We start from the raw sequence: 18,486 nt of genomic DNA on the forward strand, positions 1-18,486 counted from the left end.
AAATCCCCGTTCCACCCACCACCCCACACCCTCATGCGCTACAGAGCACACCACGAAGGAGATCCGACGAACGCGACACCCGCCGATCCGGAATCACACCACCACCAAATTCGGAACATCACCACCAAAATCAATCAACCGAAACACCAGCCGACCAGCACAAACACAAGCCCACATCAATGGCACGAAAACCCGAACACCCCAGTGGCGCCTTCCCCGAACCTCACACGTGTTCCCAGCGCTGGTGGTAGAGCCCCGTCAGCGCGGTGGCCGGGTAGCGTCGGGCGTCGGTCAAGGTGGTGACCAGCCGGTAGGAGCCGGTGAAGACGATGCCGTCCGCGCAGGTCACCGTGATCTGCGCGTCGATGACCCGCACTTTCACGGTGCCGAGCACCGACAGGTACGAACCGTCGGCCAGGCGGGCCAGGACCGGGGTGCGCCGGTTGTTGCGGAGCCTGCCCAGGACCTGGGCGCGGCTGGCGGTCACCGCGGCGAGGAAGTCGTTCCCGTCGAACCCCTTGTCCCACAGCACCAGCATGTCCGGTCCCAGCAGATGCAGCAGCCGGCCGGCATAACTCGTCTCCCCCTCAGCGGTCGGGCCGAACACCGCACCGATCAGAGCCCGGGTGCCGGTCTCGACCAGCGTCATCAACTCCACCGTCGGATAGCCGTGGTGGGCCGTCCTCCCCAGCCAAGAGCGGTTCCGCTCGGAGTCGGGGACCCTGATCGAACTGCAGCCGTCGAACGACACCGTCCGATACGGGCCGAACCGCACACCCGGCGTCGTCGGCCGGGCCAGCGGCCCCGCCAGCACTTCGAACAACGCCCGCACCGGCGCGCTACCGAGTCTGCGGCGCAGGTCACGCAATGCCTTCGCGGTCGGGAAGGCTACCGGGATCCCGGACAGGCCGGCAGTCAGCTTGTTCCAGACCAGCCGGTAGCCGACCTCGGGGAACAGGCACATCGCGAGGAGGAAGTAGACCCCGACCCTTGAGGGCAGATCACGCAGCCGCCGCTGCACCGTCCTGGTCTCGGACAAGACCGCGTCGACGAGCTCGAACGGAACGATAGCCGTCAGCTCCCCCAGATGGCCGGGCGCGAACCGGCCCGCGGCCACGGTGACCGTACGGGTGATGGCCATCACCGGGGCCGGCAGGACATGATGAAACGGCAACGGAGCTCCTCAAGTACAAGCTGTCTTGGACGACTGCCTGTACCAACGAGCTCCGTTGTTCTGCGTCGGAAATCCCTCAACTGGCTTGCGTGACTTGCGGAAACGTTAACTACCCGGCCTTGGGCTCCACCCCTACCTGTCCGACACCATGGGCCTGGTCCTACGACGGAGCATCGAGAAGCACCCGGATGTGCTCACCGCGCTCAGTCGCCTTGCCGACCATCTCGATGACCATGGCAGCGCCATCGACTACCAGCGGCGCCGGGTTCTCATCCCAGGGGAGCCCATCACCTGGGACGCTTGGAAACAACTCTGCTTCGACACCGGGACACAACCCGGCGAATCTCCCGCCAGCACCTCCCAGACGCCCCGCTTCGTCCAGGCCCAGCGCTACCTCCACCAGCTGCTGACCGGCTCCGACCTCGCCGACCCCGCCCACCCCATGGCCTGGCAGTCAGCCGGCGACCGCAGCCGCTACCTCGCGTTCCTGCCCACCCTCACCCTCGACCAACGCCATGCCCTGCACACCCACGCCCGCTCTCTCCTCGACCAACTGCGCATCGCCGAACCCCTCACCTGGGAGCCGCCCGAACAGTGCGCCGCCGACCTGTCCCTGCCCGGCCGGCCGGCCACTCACCGACATCGACCTGGGCGCCCTTGAGCGCATCGTGTTCACCGAGCAACGCACTCCCCGCGATGCCGCCCAGCAACTGGGCACGACCATCACTCACGTCCGTTTCGCCCTCGAACACCTCGGCGCCGAACCGCAGGAATGGACCAGCCGTCACTCGCCGCTGGTCTCCTGGCGACTGCGCGAACGAGCCCGCGCCATGCTCACACCCGAGTTCTTTGACCGCGAATACACCCAGCAGGAAAAGACCCTCACCCAGATCGCGCAGGAGATCGACCTGCCCCGTCACATCGTGGTCGAACAAGCCGAAGCCGTCGGACTGACCATCTACCGCTCCCGCCGCCCCCTGCCCATCGACGAAGCCTGGCTGCGCGAGCAATACCTCACCCACCACCGCTCCACCTACGCCATCGCCCAGCAGGTCGGCACCGAAGACGAGACGATCCGTCGCCGACTCCAGCAACTCGGCATCCCCCTGCGGCCGCAGGGCGTTCACAGCCAGACCGTCATGGTCGCGAAGCTCGCCACGTCCATCCCCCGCGACATCCGCGCCGCAGTCGAGGGCACCCTTCACGGCTGGCTCCGGCTGCACCGCTTCCACATCGCCATGGCCTTCCCCAACCTCACCACCGCCGGCACTTACCTCGGAGCCATGCAGACCGCCCTGACCACGCAATTCCAGCGCCTCGAAGGCGACATCGGCCACAACCTCTACCACCGCTCCGTCCAGACCACACCCCAACGCCCGACCGCACGCGGCAAGTCACTGCTCCGCGGCATTCAGCAACCCGACGTCCAGACACTGATGCACGATGCTCTCTCCCCCGCCCAAATGCTCCCCCTACCCGACGCGGGCACGATCGCCGACGCGACGGCCGCCTTCCGCCACCGGCGCAAGCGCGGCCCCCTGAAGCCCTTCGACGGCATCGCCGTCCAGCGCATCCGCATCCGCCAGGAAACCCTCACGCTGCTCCAGGACCTTCTTGACCACACCGACGAGGAGTTCTACGGAGCGCAGGTCCACACCCGGACCGGCCTGCCGCAGGGAACCGTCTCAGACCAGCTCCGGCGACTCCGACAAGCCGGCTGGCTGACCAGCCGCCCCGAAGACGACGACAGCTGGATGCGTCGAGCGACACCCGGACGCGGTCCTGGACGTCGCATCACCTACTACTCGCTCACCCCCGAGGGCCGCAGCGCCGCAGCCCACGAACTCCACACCCGCGGGTTCCCGGCCCCTAGGAATTCGACAGAACGGTGGGACGAAACCACCGACAAAACGTCGAGACACCCATCCGAAGCCGCAGGTCACGCAGACTGCGGACGACAGAAATAACGGGAACCTACACCAGCATTTCTCCCGGAACACGCCGAGGAGCCCGTCGAGGTGTTCTCCGTGCTCAAAGAACGGGCATTTGGTCGTGTGGAGGCTCTCACAACAGCCGGCATCGATACCGCCAAGCACCTCTACGCCATCCGAAACGGTCTGGCACACGGCAAGAAGGATCTCATCCTCAACGACTTCGGCAACGCAGTCGATGTCGTGGCAGCCGACCTGCCCCTGCTGAAACTCCTGGCACGTATCGCTGTCGAACAGGGCTGACCACCCCTCAGCCGGACTCAGCCGAGGACCGTGGGGCCGTCACCGTCCTAGCGAAACCGCGCCTAGGGTGTCGTGCTCCGTGGTTGCAGGATCGGGTTCCAGGCGAACCAGCCCAGGTTCTCGGCGCCCAGTTCCCACGGGGACTCCAGCAGCAATTCCCGGGTTGCCTCAAGGTCCGCAGTGACGGGGCCGGGAGCGGGGCCGATACGGGTCATCAAGCCGCCCCGTGCGTGCAGGAACTCCTCGTCCTCGCCGCGCAGCCGGCGCATTGCCGCTTCCACGCAGGCAGGCCATTTCGGCATACCGTAGTGGTCGTCGTGGGTCCCGATCCGGGGAGCGCCGGCGAAGACAAGGAAGTCGTCCACCAGCTGCCTCTCCCCCATCGTTCCCCGCTCCCCCTCTGTCTCTGTTCCTTCACTGTTCGTGTCATCCGCTCGATGCGGCGCCCGCAGGAAGAGCCGGATCGTACGCGGCCTCGCCGACACGCCCCGGTGCCGTCTGCGCCAGCCGTGGCGTCCGCCGGGCCGCTCTCAGACAAACCCGGGCTGCTGGAAGGCCCTGCCGAGCGCGCGCAGTTGAGCGCGGCGGGCCTGCATGAGTTCCTCCGGTCGGCGCAGGGCGGTGTCCAGGAGCCATACCCCGCGGCGGAACGGCTGGAAGCCGATGCTCTCCCACAGTGCGGCGATCTTCTTCTTCGCCTGGCGGCGATAGGCCTCGGTGACCTGCTCGCGGTCTTCGGGGTACTCGCCCATGCCGGGAAACACCGCAACCGCACAGCAGCCCCCGGACAGGCGGCGGATCGCCTCGACGGCCAGCGCCGGGCCCAGCCCGAAACCCCTCCACGCCTTGTCGAGGCTGACACGGTCGAGGATCAGCAGATCCCCGACGGGATGTGTGACCGCCTTCTCGAACGCGGCGCTGTATCCCGTGCGTCCGGAACGGCCAAGGACGGCTGAGACGATGACCTCGAGATCGCCGGATTCGGCGTCCGCCACCTCCCACCGGTTGTCGCCGGTGTGGTCACGCAGCCTCCACAGGATGAGGTGCCCGATCTTGGAGCCCGCGGCCGGAGCGTGGCCGCCCCGTTCTTCTTCGTCTTCCCACTCCTCGTCGCCCGCCGTCCCGTAGGTGACCGCGACGTGCCAGGGTTCCAAGGTGTCCTCGTAGTCGTACGGCACTGCGGGATGTCCGTGGCCGTAGTGGAGGTGAAGACGGGCGGGATCGCCCGGGAGTTCACTGACCGGCCGTTTGGGCATCGCTGATGTCATGACAGAAAGACTATGAGCGGGCACTGACATCCCACCGGGAAACGGATATGAACGAGACCACGGACGCAGGTTGGCCCCAATTGGGCTGAGCCCCTTCGCAGTCCCGCCTCCTGACCGGGATCGACCCGCGTCATCGGTACGTCGAAGCACGGCTTCCTCGTCGCGGGCCGACACATCTCGGTCAGCCCTGGCCAGCGCCCCCGCAAGGCCGCCTGCTGGCCCTGTCGCCGCCACTCAGGCACGACCCGCCAGCCCCCTGCCCAGCACAGACCAATCCACCTGAACCACGCAGGCAGCAATAGAGAAATCCCGCGCCGATCACTACATTCCAAGACGATCACTGAACTTGCACTTCAGAGCCTCTCCAGCTTCCGAACCTCCACGGAAACCCCAGCTCAGAGACGCACCACACCACAGCAAGAAATCCTGAAACGATCACTAGACCCCCAGGCCAGCACATAACTCACCTAGTGATCACTAACAGATTTGTCAGAGCTGCACGCCGCCGAGGCATCCGCGGCCGCCCTGGCCCGTGCGGAGGAGCTGCCGGCCTCCTCCCTCGACGCCGAGCTCTACGAGCTGGAGGACAGCGCCTATCGGGATGCACCGGCAGACCACCGGTGGGATGTCGCCTGGCTTGCTCCGGCCATGCGACGCCTGCTCGCCCTCGAAGCCGACCTGCACCAAGGCCAGGGCGCCCCGGAGGGTGAGAGCGAGACGGCTCAGTCCTTCAGCATCTCGTCGCGCACCGGGATCCAGTCCAGGGCGGAGCTGATGCCCTCCTCCAGGGACAGCTTCGGCGTCCACCCCAGCAGCTTCTCGGCCCGCTCGCTTCGGGTGTATCCGCCAGCGACGTCACCAGGTCGCGGGTCGGTGTCGACCGTGGCCAGAGGCGTGCTCACGACGTTGTTGAACGCTGTGCACAGCTCCCGGACGGTGGTGCCGGAGCCGGTACCCAGGTTGATCGCGATCGACCGCTTCGACGCGGTCAGGATCGAGTCGAAGCCGTCGATCGCCGCGATGTGGGCCGCGGCGAGGTCCCACACGTGCACGTAGTCGCGGATACCCGTTCCATCGCGGGTCGGGTAGTTCACACCGGTGACCTGGAACGGCATGCCCTCCTGGTGGGCCTGGATCAGCTTGCCCAGGGCGTGGCTGGGCCTCTTGAGCTGAAGACCGGTGCGCAGCAGGGGGTCGGAGCCGACCGGGTTGAAGTAGCGCAGCGACAGCACCCGCAACTTTCCGGCTGCGGCGACGTCGGCGAACATCTCCTCGCACACCGCCTTGGTCCGCGCATAGGGGCTCTGCGGCGCCAGGGGCGAGTCCTCGGTGACGGAAGAGCCGTCCTCGGCCTGATAGATGGAGGCCGAGCTGCTGAAGATCAGTCGGTCGCAGCCGTTGCGGTTCAGGTGGCTGACGAACGCCAGGCTCTTGGTGACATTCGCCTCATAATAGCCGATCGGGTCCTCGACGGACTCCGGCACCACGATCAACGCCGCACAGTGCACGACCGCGGAGATGTCCGGCTGCTCTGAGAAGATCCGGTCGATCAGGGCCCCATCCGAGATGTCGCCCTCGTAGAAGATCCGCCCATCAGTGAACTCGGCCCGTCCTCGAACGAGGTTGTCGAGAATCACCGGGGTGATGCCCGCGTCCAAACAGGCCGAAGCGACGGTGCTTCCGATGTAACCGGCTCCACCGGCGATAAGGCAAGACACGATGATTCTCTTCCCGGCCTCGTTCCAGACCCAGCAGGCGACGGCAGCAAGGCTAGCGGAGTTCCGCAGGAGCCGCGGCGATTGCGGCGGGGTGCGGTGTGTGGGGCATCAGGCGGCGTCTCCTTCGTCTGTGGTCCTGTCCAGCGCATCCTGGGGGCTCACGGCCTGTCAGGACGTCGGAGCGCGCAATACTCCTTCACGGGTGTTGCTGCGAGTGCCATTCGAAGAGCAGCATGGTGGCATCGGCTGGCAGGTTGTTGTGCTGGTAGTCGAGGATGGCGTGGATGAGCAACCGCAGCACCTCGGCGGGGCGCTCGCCGGCGGCGGAGGCGCGGATGATGAAGTCCGCAGGCACTCCGCTCAGCCCGGTGGAGTACGAACTCCGCACTCCGCCAGGAGCCTGAAACCAAGCAACTCGGCTCCACCCAACTCGGGACAGTCCGAGATCTCCACGGATCCCGGAAAGGTTCAGTTGACGCGATACTGGACTATGGACCCAGGCTCAGGGCAACGGCAGAGCTGAGCGGTCGAGTTTGCCGTTCGCGTTGATGGGGAGCCGGTCCAGTACTACGACAACGGAGGGGATCAGCGCTGCGGGCAACAGCTTAGTCATCCCGGTCCGCAGCGCGGCAGGATCGGGTTCCGTACCGGAATGGCCGACCACGTAGCCCACCAGGGTGGGAGTGACCCCCACATCGCTGCGTAGGACGACCACGCTCTCGGCAACCGCAGGGTCGGCCTTTAGCGCAACCTCGATCTCCCGGGGCTCGATCCGCACCCCGTGGAACTTGATCTGGTGGTCATTGCGCCCCAGGTACTCCAGCGCGCCGGAGGGCAGCCAACGGGCTAGATCACCAGTCCGGTACAAACGCCCCGCTGTGGTCAGACCAGTCGGGTCACTCACGAAACGTTCAGCCGTTAGGTCGGGCCTCCCCAGATAGCCGCGTGCCAGGCCCGCTCCGCCCAGGTGGAGCTCTCCGGGGGCTCCGAGCGGCGTCGGCCTCCCTAGGGGATCCAGCACGACGGTGATGGTGTTGGCGATCGGTCGCCCAATCGGCACCGTCGGCCCTGGCTCGACTCGCTCGCACGTCCAGTGGGTCACGTCGACCGAAGCCTCCGTTGGTCCGTAGAGATTGTGGATCTCCGCGTCGCTCAACCGGCAGAACTGGTTGACGGTGTCAACCGGCAGGGCTTCGCCGCTGCAGATGACATGCCGCAACGTGGGACACTCGCTGATGGCAAGCTCTTCAATGAAGAACGCCAGCATCGACGGGACGAAGTGCACCACGGTCACCCCGTGACGGCGGATCGTGGCTGCCATGGCTTCCGGGTCCCGGTGAGCACCGGGGGCCTCCATGACGAGGGCAGCGCCGACCATGAGCGGCCAGAACAGCTCCCACACCGAAACGTCGAAGGTGATCGGCGTCTTCTGCAGGACGACATCCTCGGGTGTCAGCCGGTACCGGTCCTGCATCCACACCAGGCGGTTGACGATGCCGCAGTGCGGTACGCCGACCGCCTTGGGCTGTCCCGTGGAACCCGAGGTGAAGATCACATAGGCGAGATCCGTCTGACCCGGTCGCGGTGTCGGTTCTACCGGGTATGAAGATGTGGCGGCCAGCGGCAGGGCTTCAAGGTCAAGCACGACGGTGCCGGCCGAGGACTGTGCAAGCGCTGCGAGACCAGCAGGGTCCGCCAGTACGACAACAGTGCGGGTAGAGGTAAGCAGCCGACCCGTCCGTTCGGCGGGCACGGACGGATCCAGCGGAAGGTACGCAGCTCCGGCCTCAAGGATGCCGAGCATGCCCGCGACCAGGTCGGTCGACCGGCTCGCGCAGATACCCACGACCACATCCGGGCCGGCTCCGCGGCGCCTGAGGCGGCCCGCTATGTGCCGCGCGCGAGTTGCAAGTGCGCCATAGGTCAGCGAGCCGGTCGCATCGAGCACCGCCGTCCGATGGGGTTCCCGGTCCGCTCGATCAAGGATGATCTCGTGGAGGCGGCGCAGATCCGCCGGTTTGCCGTCTGCACCGGCGAACGTCCTCAGAAGGTCCGCCTCATCCGCCGTCATGATCGGAAGATCGCTCACCAGGCCGTCGGGCGCACGGCACGCCGCCTCGGCCAGAACCTTCAGACGGTCCCGGAGTAGCGCAGCGTACGACCCGGAGTAACGATCCGGCGCGTACGCCAGAGTCCCGGTCAGGTCGGCGCGGGGCTCAGACCCGATATCCAGAACGAAGTCGTATGGCCACGGGGCGGCGGTGACTCTCCGCGCGGCTCCGACCGGGCTGTCATCGGCCAGCCGGCAAGTGTGCTCCAGCACCCGGACAAGGCTGGTGCAGCGGCGGGCAAGCCGGGTCTCCTCCACTCCTGGTGAGTCGAGGTCGGACTCCTCCCCGCAGTCGGGGCTGTTGAGCTGCGATTCGACCTCCGTCAGAACGTCCGAGAACGTCGTACCCGGCCGAAGACTCACGGCGACTGGAACCACTGCCTCCACCGAGCCAACCAGACGCCGCCATCCAGGGTGATCCCGGTTCGATACGGCAACGCCCGTGGCGACCTCATCGTGGCTCCCTGATCTGGCCAGCACGACGGCCAACAGACCCGTCAGGATCACCTGCAGGTTCCAGTGGTGCTCCAGCCCCGCGAGGACGTCGCGTGGCAACAAGAACGTGAGCTCCTCCATCTCGCCGCCTGCTTCGGGGACGGCCAGCACTCGCGAGGTCATCGGCGGCCCCGCGTACGCGCGCCGCTCCTGTCGCTCGTCGGCGAAGAGATGATGCTCGGCTGCCTCTCTTGAGAACTCCGCCCAGCCGGTCTCCGGAATCGGGAGAGGCAATCCGGCGAGGGCGGCGCGAAGGTCATCGAGAAGCACCTCCAGAGCCGCAAGATCGGCTAGGGAGCAGGCCACGCTCAGGCACAGAATGCGCGGCCCTTGAGCCGGCTCGACCAGGACACAACGCAGCGGTGGCTCCGTGAAGGGAATCTGGGTGTCGGCGAGTTTCCGCAGGTGAGCCGCGAGTTCGCCCTCAGCCACGGCCGAGCGCGTGACGGTGACCTCGACATTGTCGGTCACCTCCTGAAAGCGTGCTGTTCCCTGGACCCGAATCCGCACGCGCAGAGCGTCGTGCGACGCAACGACTGCGGTCAGCGCGTCGCAGAGCATGTCCGGTGTGACCGCGTGGGCGAGCGGAGCGGCAACGGTGTATGTCCGGTGAAAGGATCCGTCGCCAAGTCGCTGAAGGTAGAGCTGACGCGGTGTCGCGCTCACCACTATCGGCCGGGCGGAGGCTCGGGCCCACATCACGTCGCACCGCCTTCCGGGGTAACCGCCTGCTCGGACAACACCTGCTCCTGCTCGGCTGGCGGAGTCTCGAAGTAGCGGTCTCGGGTCGATCGGGCCCATCGAACGACGACTGGGGAGGTGAGCGCGCCTGTGATGAAGAGGGCCGCCAACACAGCCCATCCAACGAACAGGTACTGGTTCACCAGCGCGGTCACCAGGAGCGGACCGATCACGTTCGGCATCGCTGTCCCGAGGCTGAAAACCGCGCCGTACTGGCCTTGCGCCGCAGGGTTGGCAAGTTCGTAGCGCAGGTGCCAAGCCGCCGCTGCTCCCCACATCTCTCCGAGGGTCAGCGCGATCACGGCGCTCAGAAGCAGCGCGCAGGCAAACCACCACCTGCCGTATGAAGCGGATGCAGCTAGGACGCAGGACGCCGCGAGCGCGCCTAGTGACCACGACTGGAGTCTGGCGGCGCCGTCCGTGGTGTCCGCGCTGCGCGTGGCCCGGACCTGGAAGACGGTGACGATGAGAGTCGAGACACCCAGCAGGATGGCCACATAGGAACGCGGCGCCGAAGTGTGCTGTACGAGCCAGAGAGGGAGGCCTATCAGCAGGATCTTGTCGGACATCAGATAGATGCTGCTGAACTGTCCGAGGGTCGCGTAGGGAAGATCCCGCAGCGCCATGATGCGGGGCCCAGACCGCGCCGAGGCACCGCTGGGGGCGACGTGAGGTAGGCGAAGCCGCGTCACTCCGACGAGCATCCGCATGACCCCATAACCACCGATGGCGGCCAGGTAAGCGAAGCGGGTGTCGAACGCGAGCACCACGCCAGCTAGGGCGGAGCCGAGGGCGAACCCGCCGTTGAAGACGCTGCGCATGTAGGCGGAGAGCTTGACGCGCTCGTCGCGTCCGCACACACCGGAGATGAGGGATCCGAAGACGACGTTGGATCCGGTCTCAGCGATGGTGACCAGGATGATCGCGGCGAGGAAGAGCGGGTAGGAGCGGGCGAAGCACAGGCTCACGAGGGCAAGCCCGAGCAAGACCTCCATGACCGCAGTGATCTCCCTTGGCCCGTAGCGGTCGGCGAGGTATCCGATGGGTACCCGGATTGGGAGACTGATCAGTGCGGCGATCGTGAATCCCAGGCCGATTTGGGACGAGGACAGTCCGACCTGCCGGTTGAAGTACAGCGCGCTCGCGGCACCGTAAAGGCTGAATCCGAGGCTCACCACCAGCGTCGACGCAACTAGCTGCCTGGCCGGGCCCGGCGGGGGCAGAAACCGGCTGAGAGCAGTACTCATCGCGAAAAGTCTCCAGGTTTGGGGGAGATGAGGGAGCGGACGAGCTGGTGCAGGTGCTCCGCGGCTGGGGTGCCGGGCGTGAGGATGTCCGCGCTGGAGACGGGCATTCGTGTGAGGTCCCACGCGTCGTCGGCCCAGTCGGGTATACAGCTGTCCGAGCCCAGCACGGCATGGATCGGTCCGCTTGGGGGCGGCGCGGTGTCCTCGCACGTGGCGACGAGCAGTCCGAGCCAGGCTCGGTACCTGGGCAGCAGGGACTCCATCACGAATGGCGCCTCGTCGTCGGCGACGCCGTCGGCGTTCAGCACCGTTACGAGGTCGGTGCGCAGCAGATCCAGCATGGCCTGAAGGTCCAACGGATCGACGTCCGCTTCGGCGGGACCGCCGCCCACGGCCGGGCTCGCGATGGTGGATCGCAATGCCGCGAACTCCTGCCCGACGCTAGCCGGAGTGGGCCAGCTGGGGTCGACTAGGAGCAGGGCCGGGCGGGCAGCAGTGCGGCCGATTCTTTGGGCCAGTCGGAGTCCCAGAGTGGCAGCATTGCAGGTCGCCGCCACCACGGCCGGTTCCCCGATCTCGTCCAGCACTCGCTCGGCGTAGCCGGTCGCGATTTCGTCCAGGGAGCGTGCGACGTTGCCCTGGGCGAGCAGCCTGACCGGATCGAGTCGGTAGGTGTGCAGCTTGCCGTCCCCAAGAAGATCGGCCAGCCTAGGTTGGTTGTCGAAGCGTCGGAAGTCGACACACAGAACCGCCGGCCCTTGGCCAGCGTTCACCTCTTCGACGGTGGATTTCGAGTCTGATGCCATGGATTCTCCGGTTGACCGTCTCATGCCTGGGCGACCACCGTTCGGGCGATTCCCCGGACGGTGGGAGTGCTGAGGAAGTCGGCAAGTTCGACCTCCGCCCGCAGAGTGGACCGGACTCGGGCGAGCATGCGCACGGCGAGCAGGGACTGGCCTCCGAGCGTGAAGAAGCTCTCGTCGACGTCGATCGTTTCGACTCCGAGAAGGTCGCGCCAGATGGCGGCGACGAGTTCCTCGAGCCGCGCCGTGTCGCTCGCGCCCGGAGCGGCTGTCAGCGGTGCCTCGGGGGACGTGAGGCACTGCTGGGACGCCAGCTGGGCAACGGGCTGTGCCGGATCTGTGGCTCGGTCCAGCGGGGCCAGCCAGTGGCGGCGACGCACGAACGGATAGGGCGGCAGTTCAGTGCGCCAGCGGGGGCCTACCTCGAGCGGGCTCCAGTCGACCGTGGTGCCAGCGGTCCAGAGGCCGGCGAGAGCGCTCAGTGCGGAGGACACGTGGCTTTCCGGGCGGTCCGGGGTGGGGAGCGCGGGCAGAGCGAGTAGCTGGTCCTCCCGAAGGGTCTGCCGGACCAGGGTCGTCAGCGCGTGACCCGGGCCCGCCTCGATGAACGACATCGTCCCGAGTTTCCGTGCCGTGAACAGGCCGTCCGCGAACGCGACGGTGCTGCGGAGCTGTGCGAGCCAGTATTCTCCGGACAGCACGCTTCCAACCGGAAGCAAGCCACCGCTGACATTCGAGATGACTGGCAGACGCAGCGGCTCGTAGTCGATCTTTTCGGCCTCCATGAGGAATTCGTCAGCGATGGGATCCATGAGCGCGGAGTGGAAGGCCCGGTCGACCGGGAGGACCCGGGTGTCCACTCCGCGTGAGCGCGCCCGCGCTTCGAGGTCGCGGATCTCCGCCTGTCTGCCAGCGGCAACAACCATTTCGGGCGCGTTGACGGCGGCGAGCTCGACACTGTCGGGCAGCAACCGCAGCGCGTCGTCCTCGTTGGTGAACAGGAGGAGCATGGCCCCTGGTTCGGTCGTGGCCATGAGCCGTCCTCGCGCCGTCACCAGGACCATCGCGTCCTGAACGGTCATGGCGCCGGCGATGCAACTCGCGGCGTACTCACCGATGCTGTGCCCAAGCAGCACCGCGGGGGTGACGCCAAAGTCCATTAGTAGGCGGGCTGTTGCGTACTCTACGGCGAGCAGCGCAGGCTGGGCGATCTCCGTCGGTCTCAGCGCTTGGCGGCCGGCGTCGTCCTGTCGGCCTCGGAGAACTGCCCCGAGGTCCACGTCGATCAGGTCGCGCACCGCGTCGGTGCACTCGTCGATGCTTCGGCGGAAGGAGGGAAATCTCTGGTAGAGGCCTGCTCCCATCGCCGGTCGCTGGCTTCCCTGTCCGGGGAAGAGGAACGCAACGTCGCCAGAGGTGGCTTTCCGGGCAGTGCTTGCCATTAGGGCCGCGGGGAGCTCTTCGGTTGTACGGCATACCGCTGCACGTCGGTATCCCAATTCCGACCTTCCGGACCTGCTGGTGTAGGCGATGTCGGCCAGTGCGGTCTCCCCGACCTGCGCTTTGGCGAGGGCGGCGGTGGCCTCGGTGAGCCGGTCGAGGCTCGCCTCGTCGTGCGCGGAGAGGAGCACAACGTCGGGATGGTCCGCCACCCGCGGCCGGACGGTGGCTGGTGTCTCCTCCAGAACCACGTGCACGTTGGTCCCGCCGACTCCGAACGAGCTCACAGCGGCTCTCCGCGGTTGTCGCGCGGTGCGCGGCCACGGCTTAGTCCGGTTCTGGAGGAAGAACGGTGAGCTGCCGTCGGCCAAGGGTCGCGCAGGCCGGTCGCCGTGAAGCGTTGCCGGAATGGTCTCGTTGTGGAGCGCCAGCACGGTCTTGATCAGACCGACCACGCCGGAGGCTGCGTCCAGATGTCCGATGTTCGTTTTGACCGATCCGATGCCGCAGAACGCGGAGTCGGCCGTGTAGCTGCGGTAGGCGTCGATGAGGGCTTCGATCTCTATCGCATCGCCGACCTGTGTGCCTGTACCGTGCGCCTCGACGTAGCCAACCGTGCGCGGCGAGACGTCCGCAAGGCGGTAGGCACGGTCGATGACCTCGCTCTGGCCCCGGCGCGAGGGTGCTGTGTAGCCAGCCTTCGCCGGTCCGTCATTGTTCATAGCCGAGCCACGGATAACGGCGAACACCCGGTCGCGGTCCTGCAGGGCGTCGTTGAACCGCCTGAGGGCGACCAGACCCACGCCGTTGCCGGGCACGGTGCCGCGCGCATCCTCGCTGAGGGCCCGGCAGTGCCCGTCTGGGGACAGGATGTCGTCGGGGGTGTAGAGGTAGCCGCTGTGTTGTGGTAGCTGGATCGACACACCGCCCGCGAGCGCCAGGTCGCAGTCCCTCGCGCGGAGAGACTGGATAGCCAGATGGACGGCGGAGAGAGAGGTCGAACAGGCCGTCTGGATGGTCACCGCCGGCCCACGCAGGCCCAGCCGGTAGGCGATCCTGGTAGCCAGGTGGTCCTTCTCGCTGGCCACCTGGACGGCCAACGGACCCATCGCTTCCAGTACATCGGGATGAGCCGTCAGATTGTGGTCACGGTAATAGTTGTGCCCGGCGCCTGCGAACACGCCGATGGCGCCAGCAAAGTTCGCGGGTGCGTGGCCGGCCGACTCTAGTGTCGCCCAGGCGCATTCGAGAGCGACTCGATGTTGCGGATCCGTGAGTTCGGCTTCTCTGGCTGTCATGCCGAAGAGGGCCTCATCAAAGCAGTCGATGCCATCGCACAGTCCCCGGGCAGGCACGTACTCCCCGGAGTCGAGCTCCGCGGCGGGCACTCCGTCACGTATGAGTGCTGAAGCGTCGAGGCGGGAGATCGACTCACGGCCTGCCAGGAGATTGGCCCAGAACTCGTCGACGTTGTCCGCTCCGGGAAATCGGCCGGCAAGGCCAACCACAGCGATTGGGTCCGGTCCCAGGTGCCGCATCGATTCTCCCTGGTGGTACATCAACTCTTCCCGCGCAGTCGCGAGACGATCGATCGGATGGTCGGATACTCGAATAGCTCTGTCAGTCCGAGGTCGTAGCCAGGGAGGTCCCGCCGCAGGATGCTGTGCACTCGGGCGAGTTGGAGAGAGCCACCCCCCACGTCAAAGAACCGGTCGCCGGGAGAAAACGTCGCGCAGGTGGCGAGGGCCTCGGACCAGGCCGCCCCGATAACTGACTCCAGGTCGGCGGCTCCGGCCTCGCCGTGGGTCTCCGGTATCCGCACGCCGGGTGGTGTCGAGGCCCGTCTCAGTGCGGTCGGAGCGGCAGTTAGCGGTCGTGCGGCCTTCACCAGCTTCCCGGTGTCCACCTTGCCATTCGGGGTGGTTGGCAACCGATCTACGACCGCCCAGAGCGAGGGAATCGAGTGGCTGGGTAGAGAGGCGGCGCACAGTCTCTGTACCTCGGCGAGGTCGGGGCTGCGGTCGGTCACAAGCACACCCACGAGGCGCCGGTCACTGGCGTCAGCTCCGATCGGAACAGCCAGCGCGTCTGTGACAGTGGCGTGGCGCAGTAGGATCCGCCGGATCTCCTCGGTCTCGACGCGGAACCCCCGCAGCTTCACCTGCCCGTCCTGGCGCCCGAGGAAGTGCAGTCTCCCCTCCCCATCCCAACGTGTCAGGTCGCCTGTCCGGTACAGGCGTGCTCCTGTCTCCGGATCCGACCAACCGAAATGCGCCGCGGTTTCCTTCGAGTCTCCCAGGTATCCGCGGGCCAGGCCCAAACCGCCTGCGCAGAGTTCACCGATTCCTCCGGGTGGTACGGGCAAGCCGCAAGCGTCGAGGATGACCACGCTCGTGCCGGGCACGGGTCGGCCGATCGGCAGCGGGTTGGCGGGCGGACAGTGCCCATCAATGTGGTAGACGCTCGTGAACGTCGTGTTCTCCGTTGGGCCGTAGCCGTTGGTCACTCGAAGGCCAGGGAATCGACCGAGCAGGGCCGACACATGGGAGGCCGGGACGATGTCGCCGCCAGTGAGTACCTGGCGCAGGCCGGCGAAGGCCTCGGGCGAGTACTCCACCATCGTCCGGAAAAGACCTGCGGCCAGCCACGCCACGCTGGTCCCTGATCGGACGAGGAATTCGGTCAACTGTGTCGCGGCGACGGGCCCTGGCGGAAAGACCTCCAGTCTCCCACCGGACGTCAGCGGGACGAAGATCTCCAAGGTCGAAGCGTCGAAGGACAGCGGCGCCAGGCGGAGCATCCGCTCCCCCGGCCCGTGCCGGACGAAGTCCGGAACTGACACCAGGCGGAGAACCCCACCCTCCGTCACCTCCACGCCCTTGGGCTTTCCGGTGGTGCCCGAGGTGAAGGCAATGTAGGCGACCCGATCAGGGTCGAAGGGGGCAGGATCTGGCGCGGCGAGCTCAGGCGGATCGGCGTAGTCGACCGAGTCGACGGTCGCGCATCCGAACCCGGCCAGTGCCGAGATCCGTTGCGCATTCCCTGTCGCTCCGATGACGGCTGCGGGCCGTGCGGCGGCGAGCATCTGTCCGAGCCGTTCGTCCGGTTCGCTTGGGTCGAGGCCGATGTAGGCCGCGCCTAGGCGGAGCGCTGCCAGCACCGCGACAATCTCCGACGCGGACCGCTCTAGAATCACCGCCACGCCACTGCCTGGTGTCACTCCGGCCCTGGCCAGGTGCGCTGACTGAGCTGAAGCCGCGCGGACCAGCTGGCTGTACGTCAAGCTGACTGTGCCGTCCCGGACGGCAACCGCGTGGGGACTGGCCCGCGCCTGCCGCTCCACCAGCTCCCACAAGCCAGCGTGGAGGCCGACCACTGCCCCGTCACGCCAGCTCGCCAGGAGACCACGCTGGCGGGCCGACATGGCCCGGTTGGATGTCACGGCCAGGTCCGGGCGGGCGGTCATCTGTTCAAGCGCTGCGATGAAGCTCTCGGCAAGCTCTGCGGCCTCCCAGGGCAACAGTGCCGCTGTCCGATACTCCAGAGCCAGCCGTGGCGATCCGTGCCAGCGTTGCACGTAAAGGATGGCGTCGAACTCGGCTCCGCCGCAGTGCCCCTCGTGAACGACTGCGTCGACTCCGCCCATGCGCAGAAACTGGGGGACCAGCTCGTCGTGGGCGGCGAAGGCCACCTGGACGAGGGGGGTGCGTCGCAGATCGCCACCCGCGCCGAGGGCTGCCACGAGGGCGTCCAACGGGGCCTCTGCCGAGAGCGCGTCCGCGATCCCCTGCGCGGTGCGCTCGATCTGAGCCGTGGTGGCACCGTCCTCCTCGGTTCGCCAGTGCACCGGCACCATATGTGTGAAAGGAGCGACAACGCCCTGGGCCTCAGGACTGTTTCGGCCGGCGACCGAGAGACCGATGAGGAAGTCTCCGAGCCCGCACCGCCTGCTCAGCGCGATTCCCCAGGCGGTCATCAGGACGGCGGTACGGGTGACTCCGCAAATACGCGCCAGCTGCTCGGTTCGCTCCGCCAGCTTCTCGGGCAGCTCGAAGGCGAGCCGTTGGCCACCGTAGTCCGGCCGGTCGGTCGCGGGGAGATCAGTGGGCAGCGTCACAAGATGCGGCAGCTCAGCCAGTTCGCTGGCGCGGCGCTCGACAGCGACGGGATCGGGCTCGCTCGGTCCGAGCACGGCGCTGGTCTCGCAGCCGGCCGTGTCACCGCCGGTGACGATCGCCGCGTAGCGCTCCACGCACTCGCGCAGGAGTAGCCCGATGGCGACGCCGTCGACCAAAGCGTGGTGCACCAATAGAGAAAGCAGAGACGTGTCGGGATTCCCGGCAAGTCCCGTGAGCACGAACCGCACCGCAGGCTCACGGAAGGGATCAATCAGCTTCTCACTGGCCGCGGCGAGACCCTGTTGGGTAAGGCGAACACCCTCGGCGGCGTCAGCGGTGGCGAGAGTCTCGCGATGGAGGGGCTGGCGCCATTTCTGAAGTACACGCCGGTGGTAGAGCCCGTTCGGTCCCTCCACGAAGACCGTGCGCAGGGAGGTATGACGAGCCACCAGCGCGGCGACCGCCTGTTCCAGTGCCCAGGTATCAACGCCGCCCCTGAATTCCAGTGTGAATAGCAGGTGCAACGCCCTGCCCGACTTCACCCTGCTGGCAAGAAGCATCGCCGACTGGCCAGGAAGCGTGGGCAGTAGGATGTCGGCGCTCGCGGGCGCCCGCGCTTCGGAGGACGCCGGACCGCGCTCGGCGGCCGCTGCGAGCACGGATGCCAGAGGGGCGCGGCTCAACAACGCGGCAAAGTCGAGTCGGAGCCCAAAGTCGCGGTCCGCCTCCGCCGTGACGGCTATGCCCTGGAGGGACGTCCCGCCAAGCGAGGTAAAGCTCGATCGGGTCGATTCCGACTTGATTAGCTCAAGGTCTTGGTCGAGCTTTTTCGCTACGAGGTTGATTACGTGTGAGTAGATTTCTGGCATTGCTTGCAACCTCGCGCATGGGGCCGGGAGCTTGCGCTCGACAACTTGCCAGTGGAAGACACGCCAACGCTAAGCAGCCAAGAAGGCGCCTGTCAAAGGAATTTCGGCCAACTTAAATCGAGTGATCGATTGGCCACGAACCGGACAGCACGGAGCGCATGGCAACTTTTTTGACATAGTCGCGTCAAATCAGACACTTGAGGCGACCCCAGACTCAACTAGCCACCTAAGGAAGAGGGTTGACGTTGCCTCATTTAGCTGCCTACGCT

At 66.7% G+C, this 18,486-nt stretch carries 11 protein-coding genes and 2 pseudogenes; 3 read left to right on the forward strand and 10 right to left on the reverse strand.

What is annotated here, in order from left to right:
• Positions 1-232 precede the first annotated feature (232 nt).
• Positions 233-1,141 (reverse strand): annotated as a pseudogene (locus tag ACO0M4_RS28775) (transposase domain-containing protein); the annotation flags it as partial.
• A gap of 181 nt (positions 1,142-1,322) precedes the next feature.
• Between ACO0M4_RS28775 and ACO0M4_RS28780 the strand changes: the two are divergent.
• The 3 genes from ACO0M4_RS28780 to ACO0M4_RS28790 are packed head-to-tail and all read left to right on the forward strand — an operon-like array spanning position 1,323 to position 3,408.
• A complete protein-coding gene (locus ACO0M4_RS28780; protein ID WP_430374005.1) occupies positions 1,323-1,835 on the forward strand; it encodes a hypothetical protein in 513 nt (170 codons plus the stop codon).
• A gap of 7 nt (positions 1,836-1,842) precedes the next feature.
• Complete coding sequence (locus ACO0M4_RS28785) at positions 1,843-3,141, forward strand: hypothetical protein (RefSeq protein WP_430374006.1); 1,299 nt, start codon at positions 1,843-1,845, stop codon at positions 3,139-3,141.
• 51 nt (positions 3,142-3,192) lie between these two features.
• Positions 3,193-3,408, forward strand: a complete 216-nt coding sequence (locus ACO0M4_RS28790) for a hypothetical protein (protein ID WP_430374007.1) — start codon at positions 3,193-3,195, stop codon at positions 3,406-3,408.
• Between the two features lie 62 nt (positions 3,409-3,470).
• On the opposite strand, the gene ACO0M4_RS28795 is transcribed toward ACO0M4_RS28790, so the two are convergent.
• The 9 genes and pseudogenes from ACO0M4_RS28795 to ACO0M4_RS28835 form a co-directional block, all read right to left on the reverse strand.
• Entirely contained in the window at positions 3,471-3,791 is a 321-nt protein-coding gene (locus ACO0M4_RS28795; RefSeq protein ID WP_430374008.1) for a hypothetical protein, read from the reverse strand.
• A gap of 147 nt (positions 3,792-3,938) precedes the next feature.
• On the reverse strand, positions 3,939-4,676 hold the full coding sequence (locus ACO0M4_RS28800; RefSeq protein WP_430374009.1) for a hypothetical protein: 738 nt from the start codon (positions 4,674-4,676) through the stop codon (positions 3,939-3,941).
• Between the two features lie 722 nt (positions 4,677-5,398).
• Positions 5,399-6,394, reverse strand: a complete 996-nt coding sequence (galE, locus tag ACO0M4_RS28805) for a UDP-glucose 4-epimerase GalE (protein ID WP_430374010.1) — start codon at positions 6,392-6,394, stop codon at positions 5,399-5,401.
• 196 nt (positions 6,395-6,590) lie between these two features.
• Positions 6,591-6,740 (reverse strand): annotated as a pseudogene (locus tag ACO0M4_RS28810) (serine/threonine protein phosphatase); the annotation flags it as partial.
• 156 nt (positions 6,741-6,896) lie between these two features.
• Positions 6,897-9,800, reverse strand: a complete 2,904-nt coding sequence (locus ACO0M4_RS28815; protein WP_430374011.1) for a non-ribosomal peptide synthetase — start codon at positions 9,798-9,800, stop codon at positions 6,897-6,899.
• Positions 9,698-10,987: an MFS transporter gene (locus ACO0M4_RS28820; RefSeq protein ID WP_430374012.1), complete on the reverse strand. Its 1,290-nt coding sequence runs from the start codon at positions 10,985-10,987 to the stop codon at positions 9,698-9,700. Before ACO0M4_RS28820 ends, ACO0M4_RS28815 begins: the two co-directional genes overlap by 103 nt.
• Positions 10,984-11,793, reverse strand: a complete 810-nt coding sequence (locus ACO0M4_RS28825; protein WP_430374013.1) for a hypothetical protein — start codon at positions 11,791-11,793, stop codon at positions 10,984-10,986. Before ACO0M4_RS28825 ends, ACO0M4_RS28820 begins: the two co-directional genes overlap by 4 nt.
• A 20-nt stretch (positions 11,794-11,813) precedes the next feature.
• On the reverse strand, positions 11,814-14,768 hold the full coding sequence (locus ACO0M4_RS28830; protein WP_430374014.1) for a type I polyketide synthase: 2,955 nt from the start codon (positions 14,766-14,768) through the stop codon (positions 11,814-11,816).
• A 20-nt stretch (positions 14,769-14,788) separates the two neighbouring features.
• On the reverse strand, positions 14,789-18,217 hold the full coding sequence (locus ACO0M4_RS28835) for an amino acid adenylation domain-containing protein (protein WP_430374015.1): 3,429 nt from the start codon (positions 18,215-18,217) through the stop codon (positions 14,789-14,791).
• Positions 18,218-18,486: the final 269 nt, after the last annotated feature.

Origin of the sequence: Streptomyces sp. RGM 3693, from assembly GCF_050471125.1 — a bacterium.
Classification (GTDB): Bacteria; Actinomycetota; Actinomycetes; order Streptomycetales; family Streptomycetaceae; genus Streptomyces.